Origin of the sequence: Mesorhizobium sp. M0663 (genome assembly GCF_040320585.1) — a bacterium.
GTDB lineage: Bacteria > Pseudomonadota > Alphaproteobacteria > Rhizobiales > Rhizobiaceae > Mesorhizobium.
Map to the genome: position 1 here is coordinate 164,444 of NZ_JAMYPX010000009.1, position 14,616 is coordinate 179,059.

Annotated in this window: 18 protein-coding genes and 1 pseudogene; 9 read left to right on the forward strand and 10 right to left on the reverse strand. The window is 63.2% G+C overall.

The window, feature by feature from the left end:
• Positions 1 to 73: 73 nt before the first annotated feature.
• Positions 74 to 793, forward strand: a complete 720-nt coding sequence (gene dnaQ / locus NKI54_RS18325) for a DNA polymerase III subunit epsilon (RefSeq protein WP_352458814.1) — start codon at positions 74 to 76, stop codon at positions 791 to 793.
• Positions 794 to 989: 196 nt separating this feature from the next.
• Here the strand turns inward: dnaQ and NKI54_RS18330 are convergent, their stop codons facing one another.
• From NKI54_RS18330 to NKI54_RS18340, 3 genes are all read right to left on the reverse strand, one after another.
• Positions 990 to 1,277 carry a GIY-YIG nuclease family protein gene (locus tag NKI54_RS18330; RefSeq protein WP_352570211.1) on the reverse strand — a complete coding sequence of 96 codons (288 nt, stop codon included), beginning with the start codon at positions 1,275 to 1,277 and terminating at the stop codon, positions 990 to 992.
• Positions 1,278 to 1,545: 268 nt separating this feature from the next.
• Positions 1,546 to 2,046, reverse strand: a complete 501-nt coding sequence (gene secB, locus NKI54_RS18335) for a protein-export chaperone SecB (RefSeq protein ID WP_023675917.1) — start codon at positions 2,044 to 2,046, stop codon at positions 1,546 to 1,548.
• Positions 2,047 to 2,159: 113 nt separating this feature from the next.
• Positions 2,160 to 2,651, reverse strand: a complete 492-nt coding sequence (locus NKI54_RS18340) for an FxsA family protein (RefSeq protein WP_352570108.1) — start codon at positions 2,649 to 2,651, stop codon at positions 2,160 to 2,162.
• Positions 2,652 to 2,849: 198 nt separating this feature from the next.
• Here NKI54_RS18340 and NKI54_RS18345 point away from each other — a divergent pair.
• The 4 genes and pseudogenes from NKI54_RS18345 (at position 2,850) to NKI54_RS18360 (ending at position 5,642) form a co-directional block, all read left to right on the forward strand.
• Positions 2,850 to 3,557: pseudogene (locus NKI54_RS18345) on the forward strand (Tim44/TimA family putative adaptor protein).
• A 23-nt stretch (positions 3,558 to 3,580) separates the two neighbouring features.
• Complete coding sequence (gene mltA / locus NKI54_RS18350; protein ID WP_352636500.1) at positions 3,581 to 4,687, forward strand: murein transglycosylase A; 1,107 nt, start codon at positions 3,581 to 3,583, stop codon at positions 4,685 to 4,687.
• Positions 4,684 to 5,220: a Smr/MutS family protein gene (locus tag NKI54_RS18355; protein WP_352636501.1), complete on the forward strand. Its 537-nt coding sequence runs from the start codon at positions 4,684 to 4,686 to the stop codon at positions 5,218 to 5,220. The genes mltA and NKI54_RS18355 overlap by 4 nt, the downstream gene beginning before the upstream one ends.
• A 53-nt stretch (positions 5,221 to 5,273) precedes the next feature.
• Positions 5,274 to 5,642, forward strand: a complete 369-nt coding sequence (locus tag NKI54_RS18360; RefSeq protein WP_352570112.1) for a helix-turn-helix domain-containing protein — start codon at positions 5,274 to 5,276, stop codon at positions 5,640 to 5,642.
• A gap of 9 nt (positions 5,643 to 5,651) precedes the next feature.
• On the opposite strand, the gene NKI54_RS18365 is transcribed toward NKI54_RS18360, so the two are convergent.
• From NKI54_RS18365 to NKI54_RS18375, 3 genes are all read right to left on the reverse strand, one after another.
• Positions 5,652 to 6,269: a transglutaminase-like cysteine peptidase gene (locus NKI54_RS18365; RefSeq protein WP_352453647.1), complete on the reverse strand. Its 618-nt coding sequence runs from the start codon at positions 6,267 to 6,269 to the stop codon at positions 5,652 to 5,654.
• Positions 6,270 to 6,481: 212 nt separating this feature from the next.
• Positions 6,482 to 7,759: a polyhydroxyalkanoate depolymerase gene (locus NKI54_RS18370; protein WP_023675910.1), complete on the reverse strand. Its 1,278-nt coding sequence runs from the start codon at positions 7,757 to 7,759 to the stop codon at positions 6,482 to 6,484.
• Between the two features lie 255 nt (positions 7,760 to 8,014).
• Positions 8,015 to 8,374 carry a septal ring lytic transglycosylase RlpA family protein gene (locus tag NKI54_RS18375; RefSeq protein ID WP_352636502.1) on the reverse strand — a complete coding sequence of 120 codons (360 nt, stop codon included), beginning with the start codon at positions 8,372 to 8,374 and terminating at the stop codon, positions 8,015 to 8,017.
• Positions 8,375 to 8,679: 305 nt separating this feature from the next.
• Here NKI54_RS18375 and NKI54_RS18380 point away from each other — a divergent pair, with 305 nt between their 5' ends.
• A complete protein-coding gene (locus tag NKI54_RS18380; RefSeq protein ID WP_352636503.1) occupies positions 8,680 to 8,865 on the forward strand; it encodes a hypothetical protein in 186 nt (61 codons plus the stop codon).
• A 58-nt stretch (positions 8,866 to 8,923) separates the two neighbouring features.
• Here the strand turns inward: NKI54_RS18380 and NKI54_RS18385 are convergent, their stop codons facing one another.
• The 4 genes from NKI54_RS18385 to tauA all read right to left on the reverse strand — a co-directional run bounded on the left by NKI54_RS18385 (position 8,924) and on the right by tauA (position 11,877).
• A complete protein-coding gene (locus NKI54_RS18385) occupies positions 8,924 to 9,112 on the reverse strand; it encodes a hypothetical protein (RefSeq protein WP_023675907.1) in 189 nt (62 codons plus the stop codon).
• 6 nt (positions 9,113 to 9,118) lie between these two features.
• Positions 9,119 to 9,985 carry an ABC transporter permease subunit gene (locus NKI54_RS18390; protein ID WP_352636504.1) on the reverse strand — a complete coding sequence of 289 codons (867 nt, stop codon included), beginning with the start codon at positions 9,983 to 9,985 and terminating at the stop codon, positions 9,119 to 9,121.
• Positions 9,982 to 10,755 (reverse strand): taurine ABC transporter ATP-binding protein, encoded by a 774-nt coding sequence (locus NKI54_RS18395; RefSeq protein WP_352692104.1) that lies wholly within the window; start codon positions 10,753 to 10,755, stop codon positions 9,982 to 9,984. Before NKI54_RS18395 ends, NKI54_RS18390 begins: the two co-directional genes overlap by 4 nt.
• Before the next feature lie 108 nt (positions 10,756 to 10,863).
• A complete protein-coding gene (gene tauA / locus NKI54_RS18400) occupies positions 10,864 to 11,877 on the reverse strand; it encodes a taurine ABC transporter substrate-binding protein (RefSeq protein WP_352570126.1) in 1,014 nt (337 codons plus the stop codon).
• A gap of 352 nt (positions 11,878 to 12,229) precedes the next feature.
• Here tauA and NKI54_RS18405 point away from each other — a divergent pair, with 352 nt between their 5' ends.
• The 3 genes from NKI54_RS18405 to NKI54_RS18415 all read left to right on the forward strand — a co-directional run bounded on the left by NKI54_RS18405 (position 12,230) and on the right by NKI54_RS18415 (position 14,417).
• Positions 12,230 to 12,421 carry a hypothetical protein gene (locus NKI54_RS18405; RefSeq protein WP_352692105.1) on the forward strand — a complete coding sequence of 64 codons (192 nt, stop codon included), beginning with the start codon at positions 12,230 to 12,232 and terminating at the stop codon, positions 12,419 to 12,421.
• A 147-nt stretch (positions 12,422 to 12,568) separates the two neighbouring features.
• Positions 12,569 to 13,021: an RrF2 family transcriptional regulator gene (locus tag NKI54_RS18410; protein ID WP_023675902.1), complete on the forward strand. Its 453-nt coding sequence runs from the start codon at positions 12,569 to 12,571 to the stop codon at positions 13,019 to 13,021.
• Between the two features lie 49 nt (positions 13,022 to 13,070).
• Positions 13,071 to 14,417 (forward strand): FAD/NAD(P)-binding protein, encoded by a 1,347-nt coding sequence (locus tag NKI54_RS18415; RefSeq protein ID WP_352692106.1) that lies wholly within the window; start codon positions 13,071 to 13,073, stop codon positions 14,415 to 14,417.
• The last annotated feature ends 199 nt before the right edge of the window (positions 14,418 to 14,616 follow it).

A 14,616-nucleotide genomic window follows, 5' to 3' on the forward strand; every position in this document is an offset into this window, starting at 1 on the left:
CCACATTACTTGTTGCCATTTTGTTCCGGGTGTGATTCGGCTAGAATGATGCCGGAACCAGTGGACTGATTCGATGCGTGAGATCATCTTCGATACGGAAACCACCGGCCTCGACACGCGCGAGGACCGCGTCATCGAGCTTGGCGGCGTCGAGTTGGTCAACCGCTTCCCGACCGGCCGAACCTTCCACAAATACATCAACCCGCAAGGCCGCCAGATCCATCACGAGGCGCAGGCCGTGCACGGCATCAGCGCCGCCGATCTTCAGGGCAAGCCGACTTTCATGGAGATCGCCGAGGAGTTTCTGGCCTTCATCGACGGCGCCAAGCTGGTCGCGCACAATGCCGGCTTCGACATCGGCTTCCTCAACCTCGAATTCGGCCGGCTTGGCCATCCGGCCATCGATCCGGGACGGATCGTCGACACGCTGGCGCTGGCGCGCCGCAAGCATCCGATGGGGCCCAATTCGCTCGATGCGCTCTGCCGCCGCTACGGCATCGACAACGGCCGCCGCACCAAGCACGGCGCGCTGCTCGATTCGGAATTGCTGGCCGAGGTCTATATCGAGCTTATCGGCGGCAAGCAGGCAAGCCTCATCCTCGACAGCATCCTGACTCCGGCGGGCGGAAGGCAGAATGTCGACGACATCGATATTTCGATCGGTGTGCGGCCGATCGCCTTGCCATCGCGCCTGACCGACGCCGAGCGCACCGCGCACGCGGGCATGGTTGGCACATTGGGCGAAAAGGCGCTCTGGCTGCGCGTCCCCCCGGAAGCGAGTTCCGCCGCATAGTGATTTTGACAGGTTGCGGTCATCGGCAGCGAACGTCGATAGTTCCGTTCAGTGGCAAATCGCAAACCTTGGAGATTGGCTGAAATATCCCTCCAATTCGTCATCCCAGGGCGGAGCAAGGAGCAAAGCGACGCGGCGCAGACCCTGGGATCCATGCCGTTACCACGCGGCAGTGCGCCTGCGGACCAGAACCGAACTACCACCCCGTTCCGCGAAAAAGCTCGAACCACTCTGGATTGGTCTTCTCGATCAGCTCGATCTTCCACTGCCGCGGCCAGCGCTTCAGCGACTTCTCGCGCTGAATGGCGTCACGAATGTCGAAATGTTCCTCGTACCAGACCAGGCGCTGCACGCCGTAGCGGCCGGTGAAGCGCGAACCTTGGCCGGATTTGTGCTCCGGCATGCGGCGGCCGAGATCGTTGGTGACGCCGATGTAGATCGTGCCGCGCTTCTGGCTCGCGGTCATGTAGGTATAGCCGGTCATGGCTGAAGGGTAGCTGGCACAGTTGCGGATACAAGCGCCGTTCTGAGCCGCTGTATTCTTCGGCTGACGTCACGGCATGGATCCCAGGGTCTCCGCGACGTCGCTTCGCTCCTGCTCCGCCCTGGGATGACGAAGGCGCAGTGATCCGCTGAAGAGAACCATCGACGCTTGCGTCCGATTGGCCTTCAGCCTGTCGGGCGGGACATCATTATAAAAAACCCGGCTTCGCGCCGGGTTTTTCCAAAAAGATGCTGCGAGCCAACCAGCCTCAGCTCACCTTGACCTTGGCGGCAGCCTGGTCCTCGGCCAACTTCTGCTGGAACATCTGCGCGAAATCGATCGGGTCTAGCATCAGCGGCGGGAAGCCGCCATTGCGTGTTGCCTCGGCGATGATCTGCCGGGCGAACGGGAACAGCAGCCGCGGGCATTCGATGAACAGGATCGGCAGCATGTGCTCCTGCGGGAAGCCGCTGATGGAGAAGACGCCGCCGTAGACCAGCTCGACGTTGAACAGCACTTCCTGGTCGAACGACGCTTTTGCGTTCAGCGTCAAATTGACGTCGAACTGCTTGTCCGAAAGCGGGTTGGCGTTGACGTTGACATTGATGGCGATGCCCGGAGCCTTGTCGCGGCCGCGCAACGAGTTCGGTGCGCCGGGGCTTTCGAAGGACAGGTCCTTCACATATTGCGCAAGCACGTTGAGCGAAGGCTGCGCCGCATTTCCATTACCGTTGGCTGCGCCGGTCGGCGCGTCGTCGTTGCTGGCCATAAGCTGTGGTCCTTTTGCCTGGGCAGCGTTGCTGACCGGATTGAAATTCGGGCGTTCGCTATCATGGCCGGCCCGACAAGACAAGTTTGCAAAAGACGCCGGTTGCCTTGCAGCTACTCGTCCTTGAGGCGGCGCCAGGGAGAACCCGGTCCGCGCGTATGGTCGTCGGCCCGCGAATAGTCGCCGTCGTCGAGATCGATGGTCTTGCCGCGTTGCCTTGCCCGCAAATCACTGCTGAAATCGGTGGCCAGCACGATGCGGCCTTTCAGCATCCGCCAGGCAAGATCGCGCACCGGCGGCAGGAACAGCAGAAGGCCGAAAATATCCGAGATGAAGCCGGGGATGATCAAAAGGATCGCGGCCAGCACGATCATGGCGCCATGCGCAAGCTGGCCGCTCGGATCACGCCCGGCATCCATTTCGGCACGGACCCTGGCCATCACGCCAAAACCCTGGTGCCGCAGCAGCAAGGCGCCGGCAATGCTCGAGGCCAGCACCAGCCCGACCGTCGCCAGCGCGCCGATCTGGCGGCCGACAATGACGAAACCGGCTATCTCCAGCAGCGGAAGCGTTAGAATGAACAGGGGAAACAGCGAGATACGCAAATCTTGACCGATCGTTTCGATGTTTTGCCGGCCGGCGAGCAATCGCCGCTGGCACCAGAGCTGTTAGATAGGTATGGCTGCCTTTGATTTGAATGATTGCGCCATGCGTTCTATATGCTTTGGATACCGAACGCTATGTGATCGCGGCCCTTGCTTGGCCGCTGGTCCGGCCAAAGCAGGGATTGATTGGCGCAAGATATGGGCTTCTTCGACTTCGGCACGATTTTCTTTCTGATTGCGGCGGTGGTGATCTTCTTCCAGCTGCGCAACGTGCTTGGCCGACGCACGGGCAACGAGCGCCCACCCTTCGATCCATATACGGCAGCGCGCAAAAACGACAAGGATGCCGCCCAGAAACCCGAGAACGTGGTCTCGCTGCCGCGCAAGCGCCTGGCGGGAGAGCCGGCGGCCGATGCCTATGTGGCGATCGATGCCTTTGCCAAGCCGGACACCGATCTCAACCGGGGCCTGCGGGCGATCAAGGACAATGATCCGACCTTCGATCCGAAGACCTTCGTCGACGGCGCCAAGATGGCCTACTAGATGATCGTCATGGCCTACGCCGATGGCGACCGCAAAACGCTGAAGAACCTTTTGTCGCGCGAGGTCTATGACGGCTTCGTCGCGGCCATCGGCGACCGTGAGGCGAAAGCCGAAAAGATCCAGTCCTCCTTCGTCGGCATCGACAAGGCCGACATCGTTTCGGCCGAGATGAAGGGCAGCGAGGCGCACATCACGCTGCGCATTGTCAGCGAGCTGATTTCGGCGACCCGCGACAAGGCCGGCGCCGTCATCGACGGCGATCCCGAAACCGTCGCCGAGGTCAAGGATGTCTGGACCTTCGCTCGTGACGCGCGCTCGCGCGATCCGAACTGGAAGCTCGTCGCCACCGAAGAAGAAGACTGAACTGGACGGCGGCGGAGGCTGTCGTGTCGCTTTCTCGAGCCTTCAGCGAAAAATCCTTTGGCGAATTGCCGGGCTGGGGCGAGGACGACCATCTCCCTGCCTTTGACGCCTTTCGCCGCTCGGCCTTTCATATCCTGACGAAACCCTACCGCTCCGGCGCGCTCGGCGTCGATTACAATGGCTTTGCCGACGCCTATGCCGAAGCGCGCACCGTTTCGCCGGCGAATCGGTTGCAGGCCCGAAGCTTTTTCGAGCGCCACTTCGTGCCGGCCCGTATCGATGCCGAAGGTGGTGGTCCCGGCCTGGTCACCGGCTTTTACGAGCCGGAGGTCGAAGCCTCGCCGGTACGCACGCAACGGTTTTCGGTGCCGTTGCTGTCGCGCCCGGCCGATCTTGTCGACGTCGACGACGGCAATCGTCCTTCCGGCATGGATCCTTATCTCGCCTTCGCACGTGCGGCGCCGAACGGCCCGGTCGAATATTTCGACCGCGGCGAGATCGAATGCGGCGCGCTTGCCGGAAAAAGGCTGGAAATCGCCTGGCTCGCCGATAAGGTCGACGCCTTCTTCATCCACGTGCAGGGTGCGGCGCGGCTCAAGATGACCGACGGCAGGCTTCGCCGCATCACCTATGCCGCCAAATCCGGCCAGCGCTTTACCGGACCGGGCAAGATCTTGAGCGAGGAAGGCGAGATCCCGCTGGAGAAAGTGACGATGCAGTCGATCCGTGCCTGGTTCAAGGCGCATCCGGAACGCGTCGACGAGATCCTTTGGCGCAACCGCTCCTACATCTTCTTCCGCGAGATGGGCGTCGACGACCCAGAGCTCGGCCCGATCGCTGCCGCCAAGGTGGCGCTGACACCCGGCCGCTCGATCGCCGTCGACCGGCTGCTGCACACGTTCGGCACGCCCTTCCATATCGATGCACCGTCGCTGACCGTCTTCGACGGAAAACCGTTCCGGCGGCTGATGATCGCGCAGGACACCGGCTCGGCGATCACCGGGCCGGCTCGCGGTGATCTGTTTGCCGGGTCGGGCGATGCGGCCGGCGAGATCGCCGGCGTTATCCGCAACGCCGCAGATTTTTATGCGCTGATCCCCCGGTCGCTGGTTTCAGGAGCAGGCCGATGACCCGGCGCATCGACAGGCTGAGCGAGGACGACCGGGTGCTGTGGAACCTGGTGGCGCGCACGGCAAAGCCGCTCAAGGGCAAAACCGCCGTCGAAATTCCGCACGTTGGGCCGGAGATCGACGAGACCAGGCAGGCGCCGCCGCCGGCACAGGTCGCGGGCAATGCTGCCACGGCCGCAAAGCAGAAGGCGCAGCATGTCTCCCACGCACTCGACGAACCGACGCTGGACAAGCTGTCGAAGGGCCGGCTGCCGATCGAAGGCCGCGTCGACCTGCATGGCCTGACCCAGGACGAAGCCTATTCGCTGCTGTTTTCCTTCCTGTGCCGGGCGCATGCCGGCGGCATCCGCTACGTCCTCGTGATCACCGGCAAGGGTTCCTCGTCGGGCGGCGATGGCGTCTTGCGGCGCGCCGTGCCGTCATGGCTGTCGACACCCGCCTTCCGGCCCCTCGTCTCCAGCCACGACCATGCCGCCCGCAAACATGGCGGCTCGGGTGCGCTCTATATCCGCTTGCGGCGGGCGCGCTCATGAGGACATGCCCATGAGGGACGCACCTATGAGGATGCACCCATGAAGGTGCGCTTGTGACCCCATTCGGCGAAAAGCTTCGCGTGCTGCGAAACGAGCGCGGCGTCAGCCAGAAGGACATGGCCAAGGCGATCGGCGTCAGCGCAGCCTATCTCTCGGCGCTCGAACACGGCCGCCGCGGCGCGCCGAGCTGGACGCTGATCCAGAAGATCATCGGCTATTTCAACATCATCTGGGACGAGGCCGAGGAACTGGCGCGGTTGGCCGAAACCTCGCATCCGCGCGTCAAGCTCGACACGTCGGGTCTTAGCCCTGCGGCGACCGAGCTTGCCAATCTCCTGGCCGACAACATCGAAAAGCTCGACGAAGCCGAGCTTCGCCGCATCATTGCGTCGATCCGCGCCGCGCTGGCACAGCCGAAATGAGTTGCCTTGTTACTGGACCGAGCCGACCAGCACCTGCTGGCCGCCGCGGATCGAGACCCAGCGGCCGGTATTGTCGATCGCCTGCCGCTTGAGGAAACGATAGCCGGTCTGGTCCCAGGAACGGACCTGGTCGGTCAGATTGTCGAGGATGTAGTCGCCCTTGTCGGTGCGCACCGTCAGCACAGCGTGGCCCTCACCGTCGGGCTTGCGCACGACAGTCATCAACAGATCGGCAAACGAGACGCCAAGCCGGTTCAGCTCACGGCGCTTTTCCAGGACATAGTCCTCGCAGTCGCCGACACCCTTGTCGGGATAGGCCCAGACCTCGTCCTTGCCGTAGATGTCGAAGTCGCTCTCCGGCTTGACGGCGGCGTTGACCTTTGCCGTGACGCTGAGCAGCTTGCGCCACAGCGAGCCTGTCAGGCTGGCGGGCGACAGATCCTTCGGGCGGATCGAGCATTCGGACGCGTAGCTCTTGCAGAAATCATAATGGCCGATCGGCTGCGAGGTCGGGCCACCTGTTATCATCGGGCTGGCCGCCGAGGCCGAACCGGCCCAACCTGCCGCCACAGTAAGTCCAGCCAGCGCGCACAGGCGCAGCGTTCTCGCCATTGGTGAGGAAATCATTGTCCCCGCTTGTCCCTTGTTGTTAACGAAACGTTAAGGGGTATTTACAGTCCGTGTCAATTATGAGGATGGATTGATTTTTGCGGCATGGTTACCCGCGTGGCGCCAACGCGACTATTGTGCAACAGGTCGACCGGCCGCACGGCCCCGCCAGCCGATGATTTTGGCATTGACCGACCTGATGCGGATTGACGGGCATCATCACTGGTCGCCTATTTCTTGCCGGTCCTGACCAGCTTGGGCTTCACCGCAACCCGATTCTGACGGCCGTAGCTGGTAATGAAATCGACGATGCGCGGCACGATTTCGGAGCGGAAGCGCGAGCCGTTGAACACCCCATAATGGCCGACCGCCGGCTGCATGTAATGGGCGTGCCTGTCGGCCGGGATGTTGATGCACAGGTCGTGCGCAGCCTTGGTCTGGCCAAGGCCGGAGATGTCGTCGTTCTCGCCCTCGACCGTGAACAGGGCGACATTGCGGATCGCCGAAGGGTCGACCGCCACGCCGCGATGCGTCATTTTGCCCTTGGGCAAGGCCTGGCGGACAAACACGGTGTCGACGGTCTGCAGGTAGAATTCCGCCGTCAGATCCATCACCGCCAGATATTCGTCGTAGAACTCGCGGTGCTTCTCGGCATTGTCGCCGTCATGCTTCACCAGATGCATGAAGAAGTCCTTGTGGGCGATGATGTGGCGGTCGAGGTTCATGCTCATGAACCCCGAAAGCTGCAGGAAGCCAGGATAGACCTCGCGGCCGAAACCCGGCACCGGCCAGGGCGCGCGCATGATGACGTTGTCGCGGAACCAGTCGATGCCCTTTTCCTGCGCCAGCAGATTGACCGCCGTCGGGTTGCGGCGCGTGTCGATGGGGCCGCCCATCAGCGTCATCGTCGAGGGCACGAACGGATCACCCTTGGCTTCCATCAGTGCCGCCGCCGCCAGCACCGGCACTGAAGGCTGGCACACCGCCATCACATGGGTGTCGGGGCCCAGCGCATGCAGCATGTCGACGATGTAGTCGATATAGTCGTCAAGATCGAAGCTGCCGTCGGCCAGCGGCACCATGCGGGCGTCGACCCAGTCGGTGATATGCACGTCGGCATAGGGCAGCATCGCCTCCACCGTGCCGCGCAGCAGCGTCGCGTAGTGGCCCGACATCGGCGCGACGATCAACAGCTTCGGATCCGGCCGGCGCCCAGCCGGAACCGCGCGCTCGAAACGGACCAGGTTGCAGAACGGCCGCGACCAGACGGTGCGTTCGCTGACCTCGACGGTTTTCCAGTCGACCACGGTTTTGGTCAGGCCGAATTGCGGCTTGCCGTAGCGGCGCGTCGTGCGCTCGAACAGTTCGGCCGTTGCCGCAACCGAGCGGCCCCAGGACGTGTGTGAGACCGGATTGAGCGGATTGGAGTAGAACAGGCGCACCGCATCGGCATAGAGGCGCGCCGGCTGCAAGGCGGCGTGGTTCAGTTCGTAGAGCTGGTAGAACATCGAGAACCCCGCTGCCGACTGCGATCGAAGGGCCGACGAGCAGCGCCGAGCCTTGAATGCCTTGCGGGGAAGTTAGCAACAATCTGCTGCGATGCAATACGTCAACTTGCGTGATTTATCCTCGTTCTTTCGTCCAAGGCGTTGAGAATCCGCCTGGAACGGCAACAGCCGGCTCAATGTGCACCTGCGAAGGCCTGGCAAGCAGCACGGCTATTGGGGACGAGCGTCGGAGGCGGTGTCCGGCCGTGGCGGCCGTTAGACCCGTGCCATGCAGACAGCGGTGTGGCCCGAGCTGATGAAGCCAAGCTGGCTGGCGGCGCCCTTCGACAGATCGAGCATCCGGCCCCTGATAAACGGGCCGCGGTCGTTGATACGCACGACGACGCTGCGGCCATTGTTGCGGTTGGTCACCTTCAGCCTGGTGCCGAACGGCAGGCTGCGATGCGCTGCGGTCAGCGCCGACGGGTTCATGCGTTCACCGGAAGCGGTTCTGGAATGCAGTGAGTACCAGGAGGCACGGCCGCACTGCGCGGCGGCGCTGGCAGTGGATGCGCCGACCATCAGGCCAGCCGCGATCATGGCCGCGACGAGCGCGGTCCGGTTGCTTTTGTTCATGTGTTGGGGACTGGCTCCGTTGACAGACCCGCGGCGGTTAGGGGCGAATGAGGCAGCAAATGCGGCAATGATCTGTCGGTTCCATGGCAATGTTACACGTTTGGAGTCGGCGCGAAACAATTTGTCAGAGATTTGCCGCAGCACGACACAGCTTCTTTGATGATCTTTGCACCGATCTCCGCATGTCTTGCGCAGGATCAGAGGTTAGCATCTAAGTAGAAGTTGGCGTGACCGAACCGCTTCTTTTAGCTGTTCCATTCCGGCCGGAACGCGGCTGACGATCGACTTGGAAAGGAGTTTCAGCAATGAGATTGATCAAAAATCTGCTGGCCTTGATTGTGCTCGCCACCGGCGTGCTGTGGTCATTGCAAGGCATCGGCCTTATCGGTGGCAGCTTCATGACCGGCCTGTCGCAATGGCTCTATGTCGGCATCGTCACCGCGCTGGTTGGCCTGGCCGGGCTGGCCTGGGCGAACCGCTCGCGTGGTTGAGCAGGCGTCGATGCTCAGGCATTCGCCGGAGCAGCACACAGCGGACCGTGGCAGTCGGTCACCGCGACCAGTATTGCCAGCCCCAGTAGAAACTTTCGTCGCGCGGTGGCAGGCGGTTGCGCTCCGCGTCCAGATGCACCGGCGTCGGCGTTTTGCGTTCGCCGTCAGGCGGCTGTTTGTCTCCGGCCTTGATCAGGCGGAGCCAATGGCCGAAATGCGCAAACAGTACAGCGGTGGAATGGGGCATCGTCGGTCACTCCCGCCCTGCCCACGGGACGAGCACCCGCTCGATCCTGCGGATGATGAATTCAAGCACGAAGGCAATGGCCGCGATCACCAGGATGCCCATCACCACCACGTCGGTGACGAGGAACTGGGCAGCGGACTGGATCATGAAGCCGAGCCCGCGCGTCGCGGCCACCAGCTCGGCGGCAACCAGCGTCGACCAGCCGGCGCCAAGCGCGATGCGCAGACCGGTCAGGATCGAGGGCAGCGCGCTGGGCAGGATCACGTGCCTGATCACTTGGCGCTGCGTGGCGCCAAGTGAGCGCGCTGCATTGATGCGTTCCTGCGAGACGCCGCGAATACCCGATGCCGTCGACAGCGCAACCGGCGCCAGCATCGCAATGCCAATCACCAGGATCTTGGACGGCTCGCCAATGCCGAACCAGATAATGATCAGCGGCAGATAGGCCAGCGGCGGGATCGGCCGCAGGAATTCGAGCAGCGGATCGAAGATGCCGCGCCCGATCGTGCTGATGCCGATAGCCAGCCCGATGGGAACGCCGACGAAAACGGCCGCGATCAGCGCTGCAAACACCCGCCACAGGCTGGCGGCAATATGCTGGAGCAGCGTCGCGTCGACAAAGCCGTCACGGGCGACGACGACAAATTTGTTCCAGACTGCGACAGGCGACGGCAGGAAAACCGGCGACACCAATTGCAGGCGGGCCGATACCGTCCACGCCGCCAGCACCACCAGAATGGTGATTGCGCTGACCACGCGGGCCGAAACGCGGCTGCGTCTCGGCCGCGGCCGCGACCATGGCACCGACAACCCGTCGGCTCCGTCGTCGACCTTGGAGCGCTGCGGCCGCTCGGTATAGGAGGTAACGGTCATGCTGCCTCCCCTTCGAAGATCGCGTCGGTCAGCTCGCCGCGCGCCGCGGCGAAGGCGGGATCGGCCTTGATGCTGCGAATGGCCTCGCCGGCTGCATAGCGCCGGCTGAAGCCGGTCTCGAAACTCCGCACCACCCGGCCAGGGCCGGGAGCGAGCACAATGATGCGGGTGGCAAGAACCAGCGCTTCGTCGATGCCGTGCGTGACCATCAGCACGCCGACCTGGCTTGCCGTCCACAGATCGAGCAGCGTTGTCTGCATGCGTTCGCGTGTCAGCGCATCGAGCGCGCCCAGCGGCTCGTCGAGCAGCAGGAATTGCGGCTCGGCCGCCAGCGCCCGGGCCAGGCCGACCCGCTGGCGCATGCCGCCGGAAAGCTCCCAGATGCGCTTATCGCCGGCGCCGTCGAGCTTCACCAGGGCCAGAAGCTTGTCGGCGCGCCGCGCCCGTTCAGCCGCCCTGACACCGCGCAGCCTGAGCGCAAAGGCGACATTTTCCCGCGCGGTCAGCCACGGAAACAGCGCGTCGTTCTGGAACACGACGGCGCGGTCAGAGCCTGGCGCCGTGACCGGCCTGCTGCCAATCGTGGCGCGTCCGCGCACAGGCTCGACCAAGCCCGCAGCGACGTTGAGCAACGAGGTCTTGCCGCAGCCGGAGCGGCCGACCAGGACAACGAAGTCATCCTTGGCGATTTCAATCGACACATTTTCGACCGCCGGCGCCGGCTGACCGTCATAGTGGACCGAGACCTTGTCGAGCACGAGATGCGTCATGGGAACCTCGCCGATATTCCGAATCTGTCTGCCCCGAAGCCGCTCCTCGCAAGCGGTTCGGGGCAGGGAGCACGCGGCGTCAGGGAAGGAGAACCGCGCGCGTTGGCGTCAGTTCGAGGCAAGCGCTTCGCTGACATATTTCGACGACACGTATTTCGAATAATCCGGCAGCACGGCGTCAATCTTGCCCTGCTCCTTGAGGAAGGCCGATGTCGCCTCGACCGCCTTGACCGTGCCGCCACCGAGGAACTTGTCCGAGGCCTGCTCCTCGAGCGTCGGGAAGACATAGCCCCTCAGCAGTTGCGGCACGTCTTCGAGCTTGGCCCCGGTGATCCTGGCAATCTTGGCCGCTTGCGGCGAGGACACCGACCATTGATCCGGCTTGGCCAGGAAGTCGGCATAGGCAGCGCCCGTCACTTTGACGAAGTCGCGCACCGCTTCCGGGTTCCTTTCGGCGAAGTCGGTGCGCACGATCCAGGCGTCGAAGGTCGGCGCGCCCCAGGCGGCGACCTGGGAGGAATCCAGCACGACCTTGCCCGTCGTCTTGATCTGGCCGAGTGCCGGATCCCAGACATAGGCGGCGTCGATGTCGCCGCGCGCCCATGCCGCCGCGATCTCCGGTGGCCGTAGATTGAGAATATCGACCGACTTCGGGTCGACACCCTCATGCTTCAGCGCGGCAAGCAGGCTGTAATGCGTCGTCGAAACGAAGGGCACCGCCACCTTCTTGCCGGCAAGGTCGGCGGCCTTCTCGATGCCGGCGCCGTTGCGGGCGACAAGGGCTTCGGATTCGCCGATCAGCCCGACAATGAAGATTGTCTGGATGGGAAGCTCGTGGCTCGCCGCCGCCGCCAGCGGGCTCGAGCCGACATAACCGATGTCGACCGAACCGGAAGCGATCGCCGCGATCACGTCGGCGCCGGAATCGAATTTCCGCCAGTCGATTGTCGACTTGGTCGCGCTCTCATAGGCGCCGTCGGCCTGCGGCACCTTCGAGGGTTCGACGACCGTCTGGTAGCCGATAGTGATCTTGAGGTCCTGCGCATCGGCTGGGCCGAGAAAGGCCGCACCAGCCAAGGCCGCCGAGGACAAGAGAACGATACGTCGCGAAATGGTGGACATGAAAGGCTCCTTGGAAAACGAGAAAAACCCGGATTGCGTTTCATAGTCATCTAACTCTATCGTTCTTGTAGAGTTAAATCCTTCCAATCGGTTCGGTCTTGTTAGAAAAAGTCATCTGGCTATGGCAGTTGCACATTCGCACGCTTCTGGGTGACGGGACGGCCCGGGTGAGAACCATCGTCCTTGCCCGGGGAACCTCTTCCACGTCGTCCATGCGCGCACCAAGGATTTTCCCGTTTTCGCCCCTGCATCGGCAAACCATGCTGCGAGTAGCCAAGAAATTGGAAACAAGTTCCCTGTGTTCGCGGTTAAGTCTAGTATCCTTATCGACATTGAAGGATTGGAGAGGACGATGAGCGACGCCACCCTCCTTGTTGCCGCGCGCGGCATGCTTTGGCCTTCAAATTCAGGGGCAGAAACTGCTGTCGGTATTCTCGCCGATGGGGACATTCCTGCCGCCGGCCAGTTTGGCGGTACGCCATTGGCGGCGGCTTCTGTGCTTCCAAAAGCACAAGCCCCGGCCAAAATGGCCATTGCGACGTGAAAACGAAGCAAAATCAACGTTTCTCGGCTTGTATATCATGTCACTAGAATTTATCTGTAGTGACAGCTTGGACGCGGCGGGGAGGCACGCCAGGCGTTTCGCAACCGGTGGCCTTGCGCCATCGCATGACAGAGAAACGTTCGGGTTATGCTCACGAAAAAAGGTAAATACGGCCTCAAGGCGCTCGTCCATCTGGCACGCCTGCCGGTTGGACAGCTCGCCTTCGTCAACGACATCGCCACAGGAAACAATATTCCGAAGAAGTTCCTCGATGCCATCCTTGGCGAATTGCGCAATGCCGGTTTCGTTCAGAGCCGCAAGGGCAAGGAGGGCGGCTACCGGCTGGCACGCCCGGCGGACGAGATCAAGGTCGGCCACGTCGTGCGCGTGCTCGACGGACCGCTTGCCCCCATTCCTTGCGCCAGCCGCACCCAGTATCAGCGCTGCGAAGACTGCAACGAGGCGACATGCCAAGTCCGACACCTGATGCTGGAGGTCCGGCAGGCCATCGCCGAGGTGCTGGACCAGCGCAGCCTCGCCGAAATGCGCGACATCGCCGGCGACGAGGATTTTTCGGCGGCGTTGAAAATCCAGGCCTGAACCAATCTCTCCTGAGCCGGCGACGATCGCCAGGACAGCTGGTGTGCGCATGACCGTGCGCGCTACGCCAAGTTCGATCATCATTGTCGGTGGCGGTGCCAGCGGCGTCGTGCTTGCCGCGCATCTGCTGAAGTCGCCCAATCCCGATCTACGTGTCAGCTTGATCGAAAAACGCCCTCATTTTGGGCAAGGCATGGCCTATTCAACGCTGCTGTCGGCGCATGTGCTGAATGTCAGCGCGTCGGGCATGAGCGCCTATGCCGACGATCCCGGCAATTTCTCGCGCTGGCTGCTTGAACGCGGCCTGGCAACGCCGGAACAGGCGCCGGTCTATGCGCCGCGCAGCGTCTACGCCCGCTATCTCAAGGAGCTTCTCGACGAGCTCGAGGCGCGTGAGCAGCAGACGGGCCGGCTGCGCCTAATCCGCGAGGAGAGCCTGTCGATCTCGCCGACCGCGTCAGGCGTCGAAGTGGCGCTGGCCAACGGCACCAGCGTGGTTGCGCATCTTGCCGTGCTCGCCACCGGCCACGACGAAGAGCCGGGGGCGGGGCAGGGGCATGCGATCAGGATGGGATCCGAGGCGGATACTGCGCTCGACCCCGAAGCCCGAGTCCTGGTCCTGGGCACCGGCTTGAGCATGGTCGATGCCTTCCTGTCGCTCGAGCAGCGCGGCCACCGCGGCGCGATCGTCGCGGTGTCGCGGCGCGGCCTGCTGCCTTCGCCGCATCGCAAGGGCAATCCGATCAAGCTCGACGTTGCCGACATTCCGCTCGGCACCCAGCTTTCCTATTTCGTCGGCTGGTTCCGCGACCTGATCCGGGAAAACCAGAGGGCCGGCATCGACTGGCGCGACGTCGTCGACGGTCTGAGACCCTTCAACCAGAAGATCTGGCAGAACTGGCCGTCCTCGGCCAAGCGCCGCTTCGTCGAGCACACCAAGGCCTGGTGGGACATCCACCGCCATCGCATGGCGCCGGAAGTCTACACCCGCGTTGCCGAGGCGGTGCAAGCGGGCCGCATCCGCCTTGTCGCCGGGCGCGTCGTCGAGATCGCCGCCGGCGACGGCTTCAGCGTACAGGTCCAGTCGCGCCACACGCAGCAGCTCGAAAGGTTCGACGTCACCCGCATCTATGATTGCACAGGCATCGCCAGGGACATCTCGACCACCTCGAACAGCGTGGTGCGGTCGCTGGTCGAGCGTGGGCTGGCACGGCCGGATCCGCTGCGCCTCGGCCTCGACGTGACCGCGAACTGCGAGGTCATCGCCGGCGACGGCACGGTATCCGCCAAGATCCTCGCCGTCGGGCCACTGACGCGCGGCACCTTCTTCGAAATCGACGCCATTCCCGATATTCGCGTGCAGTGCGCGCGGCTGAGCAAGCGCTTGCTCGGATGAGGCCGCCTCTGTCTTGACGCGATCTCGGATGCAAGACCGCTGCCGTCGGGTGAAAAGATCTCGACCGCATAGCCGCGTTCGGTGAAGGCGAACCAGGGGTGCGGGAGCTCGCTCCACCAGAAGCCGACCGGCCAGCCCGTGGTGGTCGACACAGCCAGGCGATGACGCCACACGTTTCGGCCGTCTCGCATCGACCGGA

Bases quoted from the DNA above. Each gene is read 5' to 3' on its own strand.
- dnaQ (WP_352458814.1), top strand. From the start codon at position 74: ATGCGTGAGATCATCTTCGATACGGAAACCACCGGCCTCGACACGCGC.
- NKI54_RS18330 (WP_352570211.1), bottom strand. From the start codon at position 1,277: ATGACCGGCTATACCTACATGACCGCGAGCCAGAAGCGCGGCACGATC.
- secB (WP_023675917.1), bottom strand. From the start codon at position 2,046: ATGGCCAGCAACGACGACGCGCCGACCGGCGCAGCCAACGGTAATGGA.
- NKI54_RS18355 (WP_352636501.1), top strand. From the start codon at position 4,684: ATGACCCGGCGCATCGACAGGCTGAGCGAGGACGACCGGGTGCTGTGG.
- NKI54_RS18365 (WP_352453647.1), bottom strand. From the start codon at position 6,269: ATGATTTCCTCACCAATGGCGAGAACGCTGCGCCTGTGCGCGCTGGCT.
- NKI54_RS18370 (WP_023675910.1), bottom strand. From the start codon at position 7,759: ATGTTCTACCAGCTCTACGAACTGAACCACGCCGCCTTGCAGCCGGCG.
- NKI54_RS18375 (WP_352636502.1), bottom strand. From the start codon at position 8,374: ATGAACAAAAGCAACCGGACCGCGCTCGTCGCGGCCATGATCGCGGCT.
- NKI54_RS18380 (WP_352636503.1), top strand. From the start codon at position 8,680: ATGAGATTGATCAAAAATCTGCTGGCCTTGATTGTGCTCGCCACCGGC.
- NKI54_RS18385 (WP_023675907.1), bottom strand. From the start codon at position 9,112: ATGCCCCATTCCACCGCTGTACTGTTTGCGCATTTCGGCCATTGGCTC.
- NKI54_RS18390 (WP_352636504.1), bottom strand. From the start codon at position 9,985: ATGACCGTTACCTCCTATACCGAGCGGCCGCAGCGCTCCAAGGTCGAC.
- NKI54_RS18395 (WP_352692104.1), bottom strand. From the start codon at position 10,755: ATGACGCATCTCGTGCTCGACAAGGTCTCGGTCCACTATGACGGTCAG.
- tauA (WP_352570126.1), bottom strand. From the start codon at position 11,877: ATGTCCACCATTTCGCGACGTATCGTTCTCTTGTCCTCGGCGGCCTTG.
- NKI54_RS18405 (WP_352692105.1), top strand. From the start codon at position 12,230: ATGAGCGACGCCACCCTCCTTGTTGCCGCGCGCGGCATGCTTTGGCCT.
- NKI54_RS18410 (WP_023675902.1), top strand. From the start codon at position 12,569: ATGCTCACGAAAAAAGGTAAATACGGCCTCAAGGCGCTCGTCCATCTG.
- NKI54_RS18415 (WP_352692106.1), top strand. From the start codon at position 13,071: ATGACCGTGCGCGCTACGCCAAGTTCGATCATCATTGTCGGTGGCGGT.